General features: G+C 35.2%; 18 protein-coding genes. 5 read left to right on the forward strand and 13 right to left on the reverse strand.

From position 1 onward, the window contains the following. Positions 1-61: 61 nt before the first annotated feature. The 8 genes from tig to crp all read right to left on the reverse strand — a co-directional run bounded on the left by tig (position 62) and on the right by crp (position 9,074). Entirely contained in the window at positions 62-1,363 is a 1,302-nt protein-coding gene (gene tig / locus ACKJXD_RS06785; protein WP_430875901.1) for a trigger factor, read from the reverse strand. A gap of 108 nt (positions 1,364-1,471) precedes the next feature. Beyond that, positions 1,472-2,500 carry a UDP-3-O-(3-hydroxymyristoyl)glucosamine N-acyltransferase gene (gene lpxD, locus ACKJXD_RS06790; RefSeq protein ID WP_430875902.1) on the reverse strand — a complete coding sequence of 343 codons (1,029 nt, stop codon included), beginning with the start codon at positions 2,498-2,500 and terminating at the stop codon, positions 1,472-1,474. Next, the gene (locus ACKJXD_RS06795; protein WP_220216503.1) at positions 2,500-2,988 is read right to left on the reverse strand and encodes an OmpH family outer membrane protein; all 489 of its coding nucleotides are present in this window, start codon (positions 2,986-2,988) and stop codon (positions 2,500-2,502) included. Before ACKJXD_RS06795 ends, lpxD begins: the two co-directional genes overlap by 1 nt. 38 nt (positions 2,989-3,026) lie before the next feature. After that, positions 3,027-5,450, reverse strand: coding sequence for an outer membrane protein assembly factor BamA (bamA, locus tag ACKJXD_RS06800; protein WP_430875903.1), 2,424 nt, complete (start codon positions 5,448-5,450; stop codon positions 3,027-3,029). 25 nt (positions 5,451-5,475) lie between these two features. Then, a complete protein-coding gene (gene rseP, locus ACKJXD_RS06805; RefSeq protein ID WP_220216501.1) occupies positions 5,476-6,795 on the reverse strand; it encodes an RIP metalloprotease RseP in 1,320 nt (439 codons plus the stop codon). A 14-nt stretch (positions 6,796-6,809) separates the two neighbouring features. After that, positions 6,810-7,652, reverse strand: coding sequence for a phosphatidate cytidylyltransferase (locus tag ACKJXD_RS06810; protein ID WP_220216500.1), 843 nt, complete (start codon positions 7,650-7,652; stop codon positions 6,810-6,812). After that, entirely contained in the window at positions 7,646-8,377 is a 732-nt protein-coding gene (locus ACKJXD_RS06815; RefSeq protein WP_430875904.1) for an isoprenyl transferase, read from the reverse strand. The genes ACKJXD_RS06810 and ACKJXD_RS06815 overlap by 7 nt, the downstream gene beginning before the upstream one ends. A gap of 64 nt (positions 8,378-8,441) precedes the next feature. Further along, positions 8,442-9,074: a cAMP-activated global transcriptional regulator CRP gene (gene crp, locus ACKJXD_RS06820; RefSeq protein WP_220216498.1), complete on the reverse strand. Its 633-nt coding sequence runs from the start codon at positions 9,072-9,074 to the stop codon at positions 8,442-8,444. Between the two features lie 522 nt (positions 9,075-9,596). On the opposite strand from crp, the gene ACKJXD_RS06825 reads away from it, so the two are divergent. Continuing rightward, a complete protein-coding gene (locus ACKJXD_RS06825) occupies positions 9,597-10,178 on the forward strand; it encodes a hypothetical protein (RefSeq protein ID WP_430875905.1) in 582 nt (193 codons plus the stop codon). Positions 10,179-10,334: 156 nt separating this feature from the next. Here the strand turns inward: ACKJXD_RS06825 and dusC are convergent, their stop codons facing one another. The 5 genes from dusC to ACKJXD_RS06850 all read right to left on the reverse strand — a co-directional run bounded on the left by dusC (position 10,335) and on the right by ACKJXD_RS06850 (position 14,715). After that, on the reverse strand, positions 10,335-11,288 hold the full coding sequence (gene dusC / locus ACKJXD_RS06830; RefSeq protein WP_430875906.1) for a tRNA dihydrouridine(16) synthase DusC: 954 nt from the start codon (positions 11,286-11,288) through the stop codon (positions 10,335-10,337). Positions 11,289-11,296: 8 nt separating this feature from the next. Beyond that, a complete protein-coding gene (locus ACKJXD_RS06835) occupies positions 11,297-12,058 on the reverse strand; it encodes a molybdopterin-synthase adenylyltransferase MoeB (RefSeq protein WP_430875907.1) in 762 nt (253 codons plus the stop codon). Between the two features lie 79 nt (positions 12,059-12,137). Beyond that, positions 12,138-13,457 carry an amidohydrolase gene (locus ACKJXD_RS06840; protein ID WP_294829439.1) on the reverse strand — a complete coding sequence of 440 codons (1,320 nt, stop codon included), beginning with the start codon at positions 13,455-13,457 and terminating at the stop codon, positions 12,138-12,140. 20 nt (positions 13,458-13,477) lie between these two features. Then, positions 13,478-13,927, reverse strand: a complete 450-nt coding sequence (locus tag ACKJXD_RS06845; protein WP_220216493.1) for a hypothetical protein — start codon at positions 13,925-13,927, stop codon at positions 13,478-13,480. After that, a complete protein-coding gene (locus ACKJXD_RS06850) occupies positions 13,924-14,715 on the reverse strand; it encodes a DUF3100 domain-containing protein (RefSeq protein WP_220216492.1) in 792 nt (263 codons plus the stop codon). Before ACKJXD_RS06850 ends, ACKJXD_RS06845 begins: the two co-directional genes overlap by 4 nt. 272 nt (positions 14,716-14,987) lie before the next feature. On the opposite strand from ACKJXD_RS06850, the gene aspS reads away from it, so the two are divergent. The 4 genes from aspS to ubiD all read left to right on the forward strand — a co-directional run bounded on the left by aspS (position 14,988) and on the right by ubiD (position 19,179). Beyond that, the gene (gene aspS / locus ACKJXD_RS06855; RefSeq protein ID WP_430875908.1) at positions 14,988-16,745 is read left to right on the forward strand and encodes an aspartate--tRNA ligase; all 1,758 of its coding nucleotides are present in this window, start codon (positions 14,988-14,990) and stop codon (positions 16,743-16,745) included. 10 nt (positions 16,746-16,755) lie between these two features. Further along, on the forward strand, positions 16,756-17,193 hold the full coding sequence (nudB, locus tag ACKJXD_RS06860; RefSeq protein ID WP_294829432.1) for a dihydroneopterin triphosphate diphosphatase: 438 nt from the start codon (positions 16,756-16,758) through the stop codon (positions 17,191-17,193). A 21-nt stretch (positions 17,194-17,214) separates the two neighbouring features. After that, entirely contained in the window at positions 17,215-17,631 is a 417-nt protein-coding gene (locus ACKJXD_RS06865) for a hypothetical protein (RefSeq protein WP_220216489.1), read from the forward strand. Positions 17,632-17,715: 84 nt separating this feature from the next. Continuing rightward, the gene (gene ubiD / locus ACKJXD_RS06870) at positions 17,716-19,179 is read left to right on the forward strand and encodes a 4-hydroxy-3-polyprenylbenzoate decarboxylase (protein ID WP_430875909.1); all 1,464 of its coding nucleotides are present in this window, start codon (positions 17,716-17,718) and stop codon (positions 19,177-19,179) included. Positions 19,180-19,422: the final 243 nt, after the last annotated feature.

Genomic DNA, 19,422 nt, shown 5'->3' on the forward strand with positions numbered 1-19,422 from the left:
AACAGATAATCCTTATTTGGGCTTTTAAATAATCTTTTTAAGATGTATACAGTAAAATAGACTAAGCTACTTGCTGATTCATTAATTCAGAGAATGAACAATTTTTATCCGTTACTTTTGCACTTGCTAATAAAAGATCGACAACTTGATCTTCCAATGCAACCGCACGGATATTATCCATTGCTTTCTTATCTTGACGATAATACTCTATCACTTCTTTTGGATCTTCATAAGCAGTCGCAATTTCATCAATTAATGATTGCACGCGCGAATCGTCTGCTTTTAATTTATTGCTTTCGATGATTTCACCAAATAACAATCCAATACTTACTCGTCGTTTTGCTTCAGCTTCAAATAATTCTTTTGGTAGTTCCATAGGCTGTTTTACATTACCACCAAAACGCGATAAAGCTTGTTGACGTAATACATCAATCTCGCGATCAACCATTGCATTAGGAACGTCAATTTCGTTATTCTTCACTAAACCATCAATTACTTGGGTTTTAATTTTGTTACGAATTGTCGCATTAAGTTCACGCGTCATATTTTTACGAACTTCATTACGTAAACTTTCAACAGTACCATCAGCAATTCCAAAACGTTTGATCACATCACTCGTTAATTCTGGAAGTTCAAGTTCTTCGACTTTTTTCAAAGTAGCCGCAAATACAGCTGCTTTACCTTTTAAATTTTCAGCGTGATAGTCTTCAGGGAAAGTTACATTGATTTCAAATTCATCACCTTCTTTGTGACCAATAATCGCATCTTCAAAACCAGGAATCATTCGCCCTTGACCTAAAACGAGAACGAAGTCGTTAGCTTTGCCACCTTCAAATTCTTCACCATCAACTTTACCAATAAAATCTAACGTTACACGATGTTGCTCTGCAGCTGCCTGCTCAGTTGCTTTCCATGTACCTTGTTGTTTACGTAAAGTTTCAATCATGGTTTCAACGTCAGCATCTTCAACTGTTGCAACAGGTTTTTCAACTTCAATTTTATCTAAATTTTTAACTTCAATTTCAGGATAAACTTCAAATTCAACAGTGTAAGTATAATCTTCACCATCTTTATACTGCGTCGGTGTATATGTTGGAGCTCCGGCTGGATTGAGTTTCTCTTTAATAATCGCATCCACAAAGTTTTTTTGCATTAAATCACTTAATGCTTCTTGTAAAATAGAAGCCCCATAACGTTGTTCAACGAGTTTTAAAGGTACTTTTCCTTTACGGAAACCATCAATACGTACTTTTTTTGCAGTATCAATGAGTTCTTTATTAATAGCTTTTTTTATTTCATCAGCTTTAATCGTGATTGACAAACGTCGACTTAAACCTTGAGTTGTTTCTACCGAAACTTGCATCTTTATACCTCGGAATTATTGAATATATTTTGCTCATAAATACATTAAACGTGATAATTGAGCTTTAAAAATTTATAAATAGGCAGGCATTATACCGACCGAAACCGTCTACGTCGAGCTATTTAATAGTTTCTTCTCAAGCGATTTCAAGCGTTTATTCATTTCGTCAATATGTAAAACTAATGAAGCTGTTTTTCGCCATACTTTGTTTTCCTGCAATGGAATACCTGACGAATAGACACCCGGCTTCGTGATAGGACGCATTACCATTCCCATACCGGTAACAGTAACTTGATCGCAAATTTCCATATGCCCGTTTATTACACTTGCTCCACCAATTAAACAATGACGACCTACTGTTAGGCTTCCTGCCATGATAACACCACCCGCTATTGCGGTATGATCACCAATAATGTCATTGTGTGCAATTTGACATTGATTATCAATGATAACACCATTTCCAATAATAGTATCATCAAGTGCACCACGATCTATAGTGGTCGATGCCCCAATCTCAACATTATTGCCTATAACAACTCGCCCTAATTGAGGGATTTTAATCCATACCCCTTTATCATTAGCATAACCAAATCCATCTGCGCCAATGACAGTTCCTGATTGAACTAAACAATTATCGCCAATAACACAATTGTGATATACAGACACATTAGCCCATAATTTTGTACCAGCACCTATTGTTGTATTTTTACCAACAAAACAACCTGCGCCTATAATACAATTATCACCTAATTTTACCCCACTTTCGATAATGGCATTCGCTCCAATAGAGACATTTGAACCTAATTGAGCTGTTTCATCAATAACAGCTGATGGTGCAATATCTTTTGCCGGTACCGGTGTAGTATCAAGAAACTGAGCTAATTTCGCATAAGCAAGATAAGGATTGTTTACTATCAGTGCTGCTCCTTGCCAATATTCCAAACACTCTTCGGTCATTACGACAGCTGATGCTTTACAATTTGATAAGTTATCTTTTAATTTTTTATCAGCCAAAAAAGTGATCTGTCCTGATACTGCACTTTTCATTGATGCTAAACCGGTGATAGTTAAATCACCATCACCGTGTAATTTCGCATCAAGATGCTTTGCTAGTTGCTCTAAACGACAAGCTAACATTAATTTTTGACCTTTTCCAATACTTTTTCAGTAATATCAACGGCATCAGAAGCAGACAATGCAGCTTCAGCTTTTAAAATAAGATCGTATTTTTCAGTTGCTACAATACTTTTAACTGCTTCTTGAATTTTGACTAATAATTTTTCAGCTTCTTCTGTTTCACGTTTACGGTATTCAATAGAAAATGCTTTCGCTTTACTTTCAAAATCAGAAATTATTTTATTTAATTTGTTTTTTTCAGATGCAGAAAGTGTTGGTCCTTCTTTTTTTAGACGAGCATTCGCATCTTTAGCTTTGGTTTCTAACTCCTGCATTGATTTAATTTTTGAATCAAATTCTTTATCTAAAGCCTTACCTACAGTTTCACGTTGAGGCATACGTTGTAGTACAGACATAACATCTATAACACCAATTTTTACTTCTGCACTTGCCATACCTGAAAACAGTATTACTGCACTAAGACCAATAATCGAAATAATTTTTTTCACTTTTTTCACCTTGTGTTTTACGTTATCACAACATGTTATTACCATGTTGAACCTATATTAAATTGGAATTGTTGTGAGGAATCACCATCATACTTCTTAATTGGTACAGCATAAGAAAAGACTAATGGTCCTAACGGAGACATCCACTGGACAGCAAAACCAACAGATACTCGAATATCAGAGAAAGAACTGTAATCAGGAATGTTATGTCCTTTTAAATCCCACTCAGTATCCCAAACAGTACCCGCATCAACAAATAAAGATGTTCGAATACTATCTGAATATTTTTCACCAACAAAAGGAGTTGGTACAATTAATTCCGCGCTCGCAAATGCTAGTGCATTACCACCAACGGAATCTTTCGATTCTGTACATCCAGCTGTATTACTCAAATCAGTACAATAGTTTTTATTAAAATATACTGCTTTAGGACCAACCGTATTTGATTTAAATCCTCTTAGGATTGAAGAACCGCCGGCATAGAAGTTTTCATAAAATGGTAATTCTTTTCCACCAAAACCGCTTCCATAACCTAATCGACCTCGAGTTAAGAACACCCAATTATGATCATTATCGATTGGTAGATAGTATGAAGCATCAGCTACCACTTTATAGAATCGATTCTCAAATATTGGCGCTGTGATTTTGGCATTTGCGTTTAATTTCAAACCTTCGGTAGGAAAGTAACCACGATCAAGCGAGTTATAGGTCCAATTCGCATTCAATAATAAATCATTGGTATTATAAGTCATTGAGTTTTTATTTTTGGTTTTTTCACCCATTGAGTCAAAATAACGCCACATTCCATATTGAGGTCGCATATCTGATAATTTACGATTTGCAAATTCAGTCCCAAAACGAACAAAGTTATTTTCACTAATTGGGAACCCTAAATTTGCCGCTGCACCCCATACTTTACTTGAATAGACAGATTCATCGTCATCACTATCTGCTTTATAGGTATTATAATAGACGCTTCCACCTAAACTAACACCATCAATAGTAAAATATGGATTTACAATCGATATTGAAGCGGTTTTATCTGTATCGGTAGTATTGATATCAAATGAAACACTATTACCAGTACCTAACCAGTTATCTTGAGAGATACCAGCATTGAAACTAATACCACTATCAGAACCAATACCTATACCAAGTTTAATACTACCTGTATTACGTTCAGCAACTTTATAAGTCACATCTACCTGATCATCAATTCCTGGAACACGCTGCGTTTCAACTTCAACTGTCTCAAAAAAACCTAATCGATTTAAACGATCTTTTCCTAATTCAACTAATCCATTACTTAGCCAAGCACCTTCCATTTGACGAAGTTCACGACGAACAACACCTTCACTGGTTACCGAATTTCCTTCAATGTTGATATTACGGACATAATAACGTTGTCCAACATCAACTATAACATTCAATTTTACTGTGTGTGCTTTATCATCCATTTCAGGTTGAACAGAGACTTTTGGATAAGCATAACCAAAATTAGCGAGAAGTTGTTTAATTTTATCTTCAATTTCTGTCACTTTTTTGCCACTATAAAGTTCACCAATAGCGACTCGCTCATTAGCTATTTGAGTAATAGCGTCTTTATGCCCAGCAAAATTACCTATAAAGTCTAAGTCAGAGAGTTTATATTGATCACCTTCGTGAATATTGATGGTAACGTAGATACCTTTTTTATCCGGCGTTAAACTTACTTGCGTTGATTCAATATTAAACCGTGCATAACCACGATTTAAGTAAAAGCTTTGTAATTCATCTAAATCAGAAGCTAACTTTTGTTTTTGGTATTTGCGATCACCAAAAAAGTTCCACCACGGCACATGATCACGCAACGAAAAACGAGAAACAAGTTCTTCAGAAGAAAAAGCATTAGCACCCACGATATTAATTTGGTCGATTAAAGCTGATTTACCTTCAGCCACAACCAGTTTTAGGTCAACTCGATTGCGAGATAATGGTGTTACAACAGCTTTAATGCGTGCATTGTACTTACCAACACTATAATAAAAATCCTCTAGCCCCTTTTCCATCGCAGAAAGCATGGTTCGATCAAGCGCATCACCTTCTCGAATTCCTGAACTATCAAGGTTCTTTTTGAGCATTTCATCTTTGATGGATTTATTACCAGAAAAGCTAATGCTTGCAATTGTTGGACGTTCTTCGACACTGATAATTAAAACATCACCATCACGAGATACAGTGACATTGTCAAAATTACCACTAGCATAAAGCGATTTGATAATATGTCCTACATCAGATTCACTGATATAATCCCCTTCTTGAACGGGTGTTTCAAGTAATGCTGCACCTAAAGTTACGCGTTGCAAACCTTCAAATCTGATGCCTTTAACCACGAATTCATCAACACAAAATGCATTGGAACTGTATACTGCTGTTGTACTAAACAGCAAAGATGCTATAAGTAATTTATTTATTTTTTTCATTGTAAATGTTTATAACCTCATTCCATCACAATCGTAAAACATCATTAAATAGTGCAATTCCCATTATTACAATTAATAAAACAAATCCAAGACGATAAAATCTTTCTTTTGCTTTATCTGATAAGCTTTTACCTGTTATTTTTTCAAAAAATAAAAAAATAAGGTGACCGCCATCTAACATTGGTAATGGAACAAGATTGATTACACCTAAGCTTATACTGATAAATGCTAGAAAATATAAGTAAGGCGTAAAACCATAACTTGCTGTTTGCCCTGCGCTTTTTGCTATTGTTATTGGTCCAGATAAATTATTAAGACCAATAACACCTGTTACCAACTGATAAAAAGAACGAACCGTTAACTGAGTAGTTAACAACGTCTGCTCTAATCCTTTGCTAAATCCTGCTAAAAATCCATACTGCTTAATGATGGCTTCCGAAGTAGGATATAACCCAGCGATACCTTCTCCATTAGCCTGAATTACCGGCTTAAGTTCCAAGTAAAGGTATTGATTATTACGCTCAACTTTTAATCTTATTTGATTACCTTTTTTTATTATAGCGGAAAAATCATTCCAATCTACAAATGGGTGATTATTATAACTTATTATTTTATCACCAACCTGCAATCCTGCTTTTTCTGCCGCAGAATTAGGTACAATTTTACTCATAATTGGATAAATTTCCAGTGTTTTAGGTATAAAACCAAAGGTCTTTATCGCAGATTCTTTTTCAATATCAAAACGCCAATGACTGATATCAACGTTTTTTGAAACTTCTTTTGAGTTATTATAACCATTATTATCGATATAAGTTAATGTAACATTTTTCTGACCAAGAACAGAAATTAATGCTAAATTTACATCATTCCAACTTTCTATGCTAATTTGATTAATCTTTTTTAACTCAGCGCCTGACGGTATATTAACAGTCGACATTGGGGTATTGGGTATCGAACCACCGATTTTAACCGGATAGGTTACTACTCCAAGCATAAAAATAATCCAATAAAGAATAAGTGCTAATATAAAATTGGCAAAGGGACCTGCAAATATAATTGCGGCACGTTGCCAAATTTTCTTTCTATTAAAAGCTTTCTTTTCTTCGTCTGCTGTTAATTTTTTGGTACTTTCATCAAGCATTTTAACATAACCGCCAAGTGGAATCATAGCTATGACTAATTCTGTTCCACTCGAAAACTTATGCGACCAAATTTTTTTACCAAAACCAATTGAAAAACATTCAACATGTACACCGCATAATCGAGCGACGAAAAAATGCCCAAATTCGTGTACAGTAACTAATATACTGATTGTAATGATAAATAACAACAGTGACCAAAGCAAAATCTATAACCTTTTTATAATAAATGCAAAGATAATGTCGCGAAAATAGGAACAGCTGCTGTTAAACTATCGATTCGATCCAAAACACCACCATGCCCTGGAATCAAGTTTCCACTATCTTTTATTCCTGCTTCACGTTTAAACATACTTTCTGTTAGATCACCTAATGCTGACACAAATATAGCAAATAGAGAACTAATAATAAATGTTGTAAAACTTATTGTAAAAAAATTCGTTGCATAAATGATTAAGCTAATCACTACAGCAACAATTACGCCACCTAAAAAACCCTCTAATGTTTTTCCTGGTGAAACTTTTGGGGATAATTTATGTTTACCTAAACTTCTACCAACAAAATACGCACCGGTATCTGTTGCCCACACTAAAACAAAAACATACAGAAGCAAAAATGCTCCGGTATAAGAATTGGTTGGATAATTAATTGCCCTAAGTTGAATCATTCCGATAAAAAAAGGAATTAAAGTGAAAAAAGCAAAAAGCAATTTTGCAATAAAAGAATTACGCCAATATTTTGCACTATTAGGATAACTCAACACTAAAATCAGTGCTAATAACCACCAAACGATTGATAGTGACATGATTGAAATATAAATTTTTGATTTCAGCTCGATGGGAAAAGGTAAAAAATAAAGAATACCCAGAAAAACAACCACCCCTAAAGCAAAAAGCAGTTTAGATTGCTTTTTGGTAAGAGCTAAAAATTGTGCCCATTCAAAAGCAGCAAGACCACAAATTAATATAATAATATAAACAAAAATGGAAAACGGTGCATAAAATAGTGCCACAACAACTAAAGGTAAAAGTATAATGGCAGCAAGTATTCTTTGAATTAACATGTTAGTTCCTCAGTTAAAACAGCACCAAAACGACGCTCTCTCTGATTAAATTCATTAATTGCATTATCAAATTGTGTTTGATTAAAATCAGGCCAAAAAGTATCAGTAAAATAGAACTCAGCATAAGCAATCTGCCACAATAAAAAATTACTTATTCGATATTCTCCACCGGTACGAATAACTAAATCAACATCAGGAAAATCTCCCATGCTCATTTCTGCTCCTATCCGTTCTTCGGTAATTTCATCTAACCTCAACTCTCCATTTTTAACTTTTTGGGTTATTTTATGAACAGATTGCATTATATCCCAGCGTCCACCATAATTGGCTGCAATATTTAAGATTAAACCTGAATTATCTTTGGTCAAAGTTTCTGCTTTGAAAATCATTGATTGAAGTTGATCATTAAAACGTGTTACATCACCAATAATATTTAAACGGATATTATTTTTATGCAAATTTTTAGTTTCTCGATTCAATGCATAAATAAACAACGAAATTAGCGCTGAGACTTCGCTTGATGAACGCTTCCAGTTTTCACTGCTGAAAGCGTATAACGTAAGGACTTTTATGCCTATATTTGCTGCATAAGAAACTATTTCACGCACCGCTTTAAGACCAGCTCGGTGACCAAAAGCTCGTAATTGTTTTCGTTGTTGTGCCCAGCGACCATTTCCATCCATAATTATAGCCACATGACTTGGAATACATCTTTCTTTTGTCACGTTATATCTCGCATAATCTTAATCATTTTATGAATTAAACTAAATACTTTTGCCATTTTTCTAATCAACGTGTTCCATATACAACAATTGTTTTACCATGTGCGGAAATGAGATGCTGATCTTCAAGCATTTTTAAAATACGCCCTACTGTTTCACGTGAGCAACCAACAATTTGACCTATTTCTTGACGAGTAATTTTGATTTGCATACCATCAGGATGTGTCATCGCATCAGGTTGTTTAGCCAAATTCAATAATGTTTGCGCAATACGACCGGCAACATCTAAAAAAGCTAAATTACTGACTTTCTCAGAAGTCACTTGTAATCGACTTGCCATTTGACTTGCCAGTCGCATTAAAATATCGGGATTGACTTGGACAAGTTGCTTAAATTTTTTATACGATATTTCTGCAACTTCACAACTTGTTTTTGCTTTCACCCAAGCACTTCGTTCAGTTCCTTCTTCAAAAAGGCCTAATTCGCCTAAAAATTGACCTTGATTTAAATAAGACAAAATCATCTCATTGCCTTCATCATCTTTTATTAAAACGGCGACTGAACCTTTAACAATATAATAGAGAGTTTCTGCTTTTTCACCTTGGTGGATTAAGGTACTTTTTGCTGGATATTTATGAATATGGCAGTGAGACAAAAACCATTCTAACGTTGTATCCGATTGTGGTTTACCAATAATCATTCAGTCCTCTCTATACTATTTTACAATTTACAACTTGTACACTATAACAAAATTACACAATAAATTATATACTCACAATGAAGATAATCCGCATTTTATTATGGATAAATCTTTGTTATATCACTTATTATCTCTATAATATCAGGACTAAATATTTAAGTTTGATTTTTACACGATTTTTGGAAGATAACGATGAAAAATGGATTGGAAAAACTCTCTTTTTTTAAACTACCTTTTGTTCTCGCACTATCATATGTATTTTTTTCACTGATGATATTTTTATATCAAATTGGTTATAGTTATCACATGGAATTCATTATTAAAAATCATTTCACTTATTTTGTTTTCATAAAATCGATTATAATCCTCCCCTATTTTTTATTCATATTAGCGATTTCAGCTATTACACTTTATAAAATCAATATTCATAACTTTTCACAATTTAATATTATCCTTGTTTGTTTAATCGGATTATTTATCAGTATAGTTCACTATTTTATAAACTTCGATATACAAAGGATTATGTTTGAAACAGATTATGATATTTGGGTAGGCCTTTTCTTTCGAATAGTTCAAGAATGTATAATCTATTGTATTATAGGCTTATTTACCTATTATTTATTAAAAAATATGAAAAAAATTTTTAATAAAAATTATCAACCTTTTAGGATTGACAGTCAAAACAGTACCAAAATCCATCGTAATTTATTTATTATCTTTTTCTTCGCTATTCTGATTCAACTCTATTTCTTTATGATTCCAAAGGATACCAATTATTTGCAATCAGACATATCACTTGTATTTTATATAGTAGTAATATTATACATTACTATAAGTACACCTATTCCTATTTTGATGTTAAAAAATCGCTTCACAAAAACAAGTAATCAGCTTCAAGCAAAACTGATAATTAAATTAGCTTTTTTAGCAAATTTCTTGTTGTTAATTATAAGTCTTTGCTTCTCTCCAATATTTTTTGACATTTTAGTTAAAACTATATTTGGAAATCAAAGATATTGGCTATTGCTCCTTCTAATTTTGATGATTCAATCATTCTTGTGGGGAGTTACTTTAAGAATTCTAACAGGTAAAAAAATGGATTAGTGAATCTAATTTAAACACCGATTAAAACTTTTAAGAATTAATTAGTTGCAAAATATATTGACTTAATTTTAATTATCATTCAATAAACGTTGTGACAAATAGAGGTCATTGTAAGCAATATCAATGACCAATGAAATAACGATAACATCAAAAATGCTATGATTGTTCTATGATTCGCTTTAAATGTTCGGAAATCTCTTTTTGGGTTTTTAGTGTCCTAATCTGACTAAGTAAGTCTGATGCTGGCGCATAGTATTGCCGAAAATAAGCAAGCCACTGTTTAATGCGAGCTGAGTGATATAACGGTTTTACATCCTCTATCGTCGTGGTTGCGTAACGCATTAATATATTTAATACGTTTTTCCAGCTTAAAGGCGCTTCATTAAAACGTAGCATATTCGCTAAATTTGGTATAGTTAATATTCCACGACCTAGCATAATATCGCTTGTTTGGCTTTGTCTTACACAATCTTGCGCATGTTGTATAGAAAAAATCTCGCCATTAGCTATGATCGGAATATTGACCCGTTGCTTTATATTTCCAATTGTTTGCCAATCAATTTTATCGGCTTTATAACCATCCGCTTTTGTTCGACCATGGATAACCAACTCATTTGCGCCAGCAAGTGCAATGGCGTCAGCAATTTCATAACAATAAGATTTATCTGCCCAACCTAAACGAATCTTAACGGATAATATTTCGGATGTTCCCATTGCCTGTCTGACTTGCTTAACAATATTGAAGATTTGATCTGGATATTGCAATAGATATGCGCCACCATGACTACCAACAACGGTTTTAGCTGGACAACCAAAATTAATATCTACCCCATACGAGCCTAATTCAATTGCTTTAACGGCATTTTCTGCCATCCATTCGGGTGATTGTCCAAGAATCTGCACACGAACTGGAGTACCGGATGCCGTTTTGCCGCCATGATGCAGCTCGGGACAAAGTCGATAAAAAGTTCGATTGGATAATTTATGATGAGTAATGCGCACAAATTCGGTCACACAGTAATCCAATGCGTTTATTTCAGTCAAAATTTGACGGACATGATAATCAAGTACTCCTTCCATTGGCGCTAAAATAATACGATCGATGTTCATTGTGTTACCTATATTTTATGACTGTTTCCACAAACCTGACAATCTGGCTGTTTCGACAAAGAAACGTGGTTAAAATGCATACTTTTTGCATCAATCATCAGTACACGACCAACCAAAGGTTGACCATAATCAGTCAAAACTTTAATTGCCTCTAATGCCTGCATGGAACCAAACATGCCAACTAAAGGCGCCATTACCCCCGCTTCAACACAAGTCAGTTGATCTTGCCCAAACAATCGACTTAAACAGTGATAACAAGGCTCATTTGCTTGATAAGTAAAAGTCGTTAATATGCCTTCCATTCGAATTGCAGCACCTGACACTAACGGTTTTTTTATTTGGAAACAACAGCGGTTTATCTGTTCTCTCGAAGATAAATTATCGGTACAATCAATGACAAGATTATGTTGTTTTATAAGAGAAGTTAACGAAACATCATCAAGTTTCTGATTGATAGTATCGATTTCAATATCAGAATTCATTTTAATTAATGTTTGTTTCGCCACATCTACTTTCAGTTGGTTAATCGCTTGATTAGTATATAAAATTTGACGATTTAAATTAGATTCTGATACGGTATCAAAATCAACTAGCGTCAATTTACCTATACCTGCACGACTCAAATAAAGCGAAGCTGCGCACCCTAAACCGCCTAGCCCGATGATCAATACCGCACTATTTTTTAACATTTGCTGTTTATCGATATCAAAGCCTAGTAAGGAAATTTGCCTGTCATAACGAAGTAATTCTTGATCGGTTAGTGCTAGCATAGGGAATCATCATCGTGATTAATCATAAAGAATCTATTATAGCAGAAACTTGGCACAGCATTGTGCCAAGTCATAAACATTATTTATCAAAACTCGCTAAAAAGCTTAAATACTCGTCTTTAGTCATAAGAGGTTTATAGTTTGATAATAATGCTTGGGCTGGTTTTGCATCATCATAAAGTAAATCGATAATGGTACATGCCATCATTTGAGCAGGACGGATATAAGCCATCTCTTCATCGAATACCGTATAATCTTTCCCATGTAACACACCTCTAACGGATCCTATCCACGGATGACTAACAGGCATGATATGCGATAAATCGCCCGTATCCGTGCTACCGGTCATATGCGGTGCAACCGACACATTTTCCTCGCCAATTAACGCTTCAGCATTTGACTTCAAAAAAGCATTTAAGGTTGGATTATTTTGCAATGGGAGATAACCCGGTAAATCTTTAATTTCACAAGTTGCCCCTACAGCCATTGCCCCAGCTTTTAATGCCTGATTAATTCTTTCATTAGCATCAATCATTGCCGGAACATTACCCGCTCGAACATAGCTTTCCATTCTGACATCACTTGGTACAACATTTACCAAATCACCGCCTTGGGTAATGATTGGATGAAAACGAATATAATCTTTTTCCTGAAACGTTTCACGTATAGCATGAACGCCCATCATCCCCATCATTGCTGCATTTAACGCATTAACACCAGCATGAGGAGCCGCCGCCGCATGTGCAGCTTCACCTTTGTACTTGATTAATTTACCGATAAATCCATTACTTGTGGTTGAAATCTCAATAAATCCGTCTTGGCGATCGTTTGGTACGCTGGTTAAATGAATTTGAAGTGCCATATCCACATCATCAAATTCACCCCGTGAAATAAGTTCTGGTTTACCGCCAATATACTTAATTTTACCTTCTTCAATCAGACGATTACGATAAGTAATTTCAACGTATTCTTCGGCAGGTACTGCAAAAGGAACGACATCACCGGCTAAAAATTGCATCGCTCCAGAATCGATTAATCCCATGGTGACGGCCATCATATTCGCTATTTGAGCATTATGACCACAGCAGTGGGCAGCGCCAGAGGTTTCATCGGCTGCAGGATGGTCAGCACAGATAATGGCATCAAGCTCACCAATAATTGCGACACTGCATTGGCTCCCTTTTCCACCTTTTAAGCGCCCTTTCACCCCTGTTAACGCCAATTTATTTTTATAGGGTACACCAAGTTTTTCAAAAGCTTCTTCAACTTTTTTTGCGGTTTTGTGTTCTTTATAGCCCAGTTCAGGTTCAGCCCAAATTGCCTCAGCAATCGCTTTGATATCCGCTTTACGATTAGCAATAGCACTGCAAACTTGTCGTTTTAGTTCTTCTTTTGTCATACATTAAATCCTACCTAATATTAAATCACACCTTCCCACTTTAAGGTAATTTGGGCAATGATGGCGGCAAAAAGGAAAGTACCTGAAAACACCGCTAATGAAACGGGAATGATTCGCCAAGAGATACTTTTGAATAAAGCAAGATCTTTACCAATGGCTAATCCCGCGTAAGCAAGCACTGGCGTACAAACAGCAAGTAAAGAGACATTGTCAGTTATCGCAACAACTTGCTCATGAAATGGAAATATTGGTGAAGAAGCCACAGCCGCCACGACTGACACCCACAAAATAACAGGAAGTTTATTGAATACTGGCACTTTGCTTATAAAAAAACCAATAACCGATATTGCAACAAGCACAGCTAAAGCTTGTAATGACAGCATAAAATCAACATGATAACCGACTGTATTGCCAGCAGCCATGATAATTGCGACTAAAATCAATAAAAAAACCGTTTCGAAAATCTTCATGATAGTGAACTCCTTTTACTGCTTTGGAAACGAGCAAAAACATTATAGAGAAAAGAAGCAAACGGTAGTGAGAATAATGTATAAATATAAATACCAACTATACTAGACATTAAATTAGCCGTTGTTGCATAAGCTTTGATGTCACTCGCCATATTAGGATAAAGGTCACTTATCGGCGCAAGTGATGCCGCCATCATACTACCACTACCAACCCCTGCCCCCATGGCTAATGCATAAGGATGAAGAACGTCTAATTTTGCCATTATACTAGCAAGAATACTCATCCAAATCGCCCCATAGAGCGTACCACAAACATACATTGCCATGACACCACGACCTTCGGGCGAATCAAGTCCATATTTATCAGCTACAATGGCAATATTGGGTTCACGTGCAACAGAATAGGTTGCCCCGACCGCTTCACGCTTCATACCTAACATCATTGCCAACGGTAAACCGAGTAAAATAGTACCCGCAAAATGCCCTAATTCTTGGAAAATCAAAGCCAACTTGGCATCATGCAAAATCATATCAATTTTAGGCCCTACCGCAACGCCTAATTTGGCAATCAGTAACATTAACGTCACAATCATCACCGAACTAGCATGAAGCATATTTTTATGTTTTAAGATTTTTAATTTAGGAAGACTGATAAGACCACCAATAATCATGGCAAATAGCATAGGATACAACATGATAATCCAGATAGACTGCCTACCAACAAACTCACATACTAAAACAACTATCAGCGCAAGCAAGTGCACTCTATAGTCTTTTAAAATTTCCATCCTTTCACGCCTCTTTACATAAATTTCCGGTCAATAAAACTATCCATGACAGCTATTATCATAATAATTATTATTTTGCACAGCTAATATACATAACCCAGATTACTTGCGTCAACACGCATCTACCATTAAATACACATAACCAAACAATATATTTCAATGACGCAAAAATAATTAAAGAATAAATCTCAACAAATGCCTTTATAAGGACACTATTTGATTTATAATACCTCATATTTTTTTATAAGTTTGGTATTTAAACAGGATATTTTATGCGTTCAATTTATTGTGGTCATTTAACAGCATCTCATATTAATCAAGAAGTCACATTATGCGGTTGGGTCAATAAGCGTCGAGATTTTGGCGGTATGATATTTATTGATATGCGTGATCGCGAAGGGATTGTCCAAGTATTTTTTGATCCTGAATATCAACAAGCTTATCAACTTGCCAGTGAACTTCGTAATGAATTTTGCATTCAAATTAAAGGTAAAGTGAGAGCGAGACCAGAAGGACAAGCGAATAAAGATATGGCTACAGGTGAAGTTGAAATCCTAGCCACCGAACTAACAATTTTCAATCGCAGTGATGTGCTGCCACTTGATTTTAACCAAAACAACAGTGAAGAACAGCGTTTAAAATATCGCTATATTGATTTACGTCGTCCTGAAATGACAAACATCTTTAAAACCCGCGCTCAAATTACTGCATTTGTACGTAACTTTATGAATGAGCATGGTTTTCTTGATATTGAAACCCCTATGTTAACCAAAGCTACGCCTGAAGGTGCACGTGATTACCTTGTACCCAGTCGAATTCATAACGGTGAGTTTTATGCACTGCCACAATCACCACAATTATTTAAACAACTATTAATGATGTCTGGTTTTGACCGCTATTATCAAATTGTTAAGTGTTTCCGTGATGAAGATCTACGTGCAGATCGCCAACCAGAATTTACTCAAATTGATGTTGAAACTTCGTTTATGACCGCAGAGCAAGTTCGTGAAGTTATGGAGCAAATGATCCGTGAACTTTGGTTACATGTTAAAAATGTGGATTTAGGTCAATTCCCTATCATGACGTTTGCCGAAGCGATGCGCCGTTATGGTAGTGATAAGCCTGATTTACGAAATCCGTTAGAAATAATAGATGTTGCCGATTTAGTAAAAGATGTCAATTTTAACGTATTCTCTACTCCAGCAAATGATCCAAAAGGTCGAGTTGCACTACTTTGCGTACCAAACGGAGCCCAGTTAACCCGTAAACAGTTAGATGATTACACACAATTTATTTCGGTCTATGGCGCTAAAGGTATGGCATGGATTAAAGTCAATGACCGCAATAAAGGTCTTGAAGGGGTACAAAGTCCGGTTGCTAAATTCTTTAATGAAACGCAAATGGAAGCACTATTGAATCGTGCTAATGCCAAAGATGGAGATATTTTATTATTTGGAGCAGATAGTTATAAAGTTGTCAGCGATGCGTTAGGTGCTCTACGATTAAAAGTAGGTAAAGATTTAAATCTGACTGATGAAAATAGGTGGGCGGTGCTTTGGGTAGTGGATTTCCCAATGTTTGAAGAAACGGATGAAGGACTTAGTGCGATGCACCATCCATTTACATCACCAAAAGACATGACTCCGGAACAGCTTAAACAAAATCCTGAAAGCGCGATAGCTAACGCTTATGATATGGTTATTAATGGTTATGAAGTAGGTGGAGGGTCAGTACGTATTCACCGTAGTGAAATGCAACAAGCTGTGTTTTCTATTTTAGGTATAAATGAACACGATCAACACGAAAAATTTGGCTTTTTACTTGATGCGCTAAAATATGGTACACCGCCACATGCAGGACTTGCATTTGGTTTAGATAGATTAAGTATGCTATTAACAGGTACCGATAATATTCGGGATGTTATCGCATTTCCGAAAACAACAGCGGCAACTTGTTTAATGACGGATGCTCCAAGCCCAGCAAATCCTAATGCATTAGCAGAGCTTGGCATTGGAGTTAGCAAAAAATAGTGATGTTTTAATGCAAAAATTCAAAAAACCTGAATCTGTATTAGTTGTTATTTACTGTCAAAAAACTTTGCGTTGTCTTATGCTACAACGCAAGGATGATCCCAATTTTTGGCAATCAGTAACAGGTAGCATGGAAGATAACGAATTGCCAATAGAAACAGCCATTCGTGAGGTTTATGAAGAAACAGGTATTGATATTCTGGGTAAAAATCTTAATTTAATCGATACAAACCATACGGTTGAATTTAAGATTTTTCCGCAGTTTAGGCACCGATATGCGCCAGAAGTTGAAATAAATAAAGAACATTGGTTTTATTTACCACTTGAAGATGAAATAACTCCAACACTAACTGAACATTTAGCTTATCAATGGTTACCAATAGATGACGCAGCTAAAATTACTGCATCACCAAACAATCAAGAAGCCATCAATAAAATTGGTTGTTGAGGTAAAGTGTAAGGAGTTAAAATGAAGTTAAATCAGTATGTAGCTATATTGTTCAGCTTATTGCTTTTTATACCCAACAGTCAGGCAGAAATAAACTTAAAACAGTGCAAAATTTATAAAATGAACTATATCATCTTTGATGAAAGTGATTCTCAAATTGTTGAAAATATTATTGATCATCAATTATATAATCAACCTGATATACGAGAAAACACTGTCATAAAAATTTTCACTAATGATAATAGTGAGGATAGAAATTATTGGCTTGCTTCTTTTCAATTAAAAGATCAAAATTCTCTATATCTTTTTTATCAAGTTGATGAAAATAAATTTACCAATATAAATCAACAACAATTTGAAACATTATTACCTAAAATTGTTGGATGTAACGCTAATCAAGAAATCCCTATCTATAGTGAAAATTTTTACACTGATTAGTTGATAACAAAATAACTTTAACATTTAGGATGTTAAACTCGCTTTAATCTTTTAAAAAGCAGTTTAATAGGGAGTAATTATTTTATGAATTTTACCGATTTTCGTGATTTTTTAACTTATCTTGAAGAACAAGGTGAGTTAAAACGAATTACCTATCCTGTTAATCCTTATTTGGAAATGACCGAAATTGCAGATCGCGTGTTGCGTTCCCAAGGCCCTGCCTTATTATTCGAAAACCCTGTAGGTTATGATATGCCGGTGCTCTGTAACTTATTTGGAACAGCGAAGCGTGTTGCAATTGGAATGGGCCAAGAAGACACATCGCAACTTCGTAAAATCGGTGAGTTATTAGCTTTTTTGCGTGAACCAGAACCACCAAAAGGTATTAAACAATTTTTTAATGTATTACCCAAATATAAACAGATACTAAATATGCCAGTAAAACGGCGATCTTCTGCACCTTGCCAAGAACTAATTTTTAAAAATGAAGAGGTTGATTTAACTCATTTACCTATCATGCACTGTTGGCCTGATGATGTTGCACCACTTCTTTCCTGGGGACTAACCATAACGAAAGGTCCTTATAAAGAAAGACAAAATGTCGGTGTTTATCGCTTACAATTATTAGGTAAGAATAAGTTGATTATGCGCTGGCTATCTCATCGTGGTGGAGCGCTTGATTTTGCAGAATGGCAACAAACACACCCTAATGAAAAATTCCCAGTTAGTGTTGCAATTGGTGCTGATCCAGCAACCATTTTAAGTGCTGTCACACCAGTACCCGATACGCTACCAGAATATGCCTTTGCCGGTCTACTACGCAATAGTCGCACTGAAGTGGTAAAATCGCTATCCAATGAATTAGACGTACCGGCATCGGCTGAAATTATCTTAGAAGGCTATATCGATCCGAATGAATTGGCGCCAGAAGGTCCTTATGGCGACCATACTGGTTATTATAATGAGGTCGAAAAATTTGCTGTCTTTACGGTGACGCATTTAACTCGCCGAAAAGATGCGATTTATCATTCTACCTATACGGGTCGTCCACCTGATGAACCGGCCGTAATGGGACTCGCTTTAAATGAAGTCTTTATCCCTATTTTACAAAAACAATTTCCTGAAATTGTCGATTTTTATTTACCGCCAGAAGGATGTTCTTATCGGATTGCGATAGTCACCATAAAAAAACAGTATCCTGGTCATGCTAAACGAGTCATGATGGGCGTTTGGTCTTACTTACGCCAATTTATGTATACCAAATTTGTTATTGTGTGTGATGATGATATCAATGCCCGTGACTGGAAAGATGTTATGTGGGCTATTTCAACGCGTATGGATCCTCATCGTGATACTACATTTATTGACAATACGCCGATTGATTATTTAGATTTTGCTTCGCCTGTTTCAGGGCTTGGCTCAAAAATGGGATTAGATGCGACCAATAAATGGCAAGGTGAAACTCAGCGAGAATGGGGAAAAATCATCAAAAAAGACACAAAAATCGTAGCTTATATTGATGAAATATGGGATAAACTTGGCTTGTAGTTCATCTAAGTGATAAGTTATTCAGAATAACTAATCTCGTAAATTCAAAACGAAATAATAAGTATTGATGTTTTTTATCAAGAACGGCTAATGAAAAATAATTAGCAATTTCGACTAAAACAGTGTTTAAATTGAAGGATATCAACTTATTGAAATTTAATTAATTTAATACTATATACGGCTCAAAAGTTACAAAAAACTATAACAGATTTAATTATCATCTATAAATTTATTAGTATATAA

Source organism: Gilliamella sp. G0441 (assembly GCF_050589305.1).
Lineage (GTDB): Bacteria > Pseudomonadota > Gammaproteobacteria > Enterobacterales > Orbaceae > Gilliamella.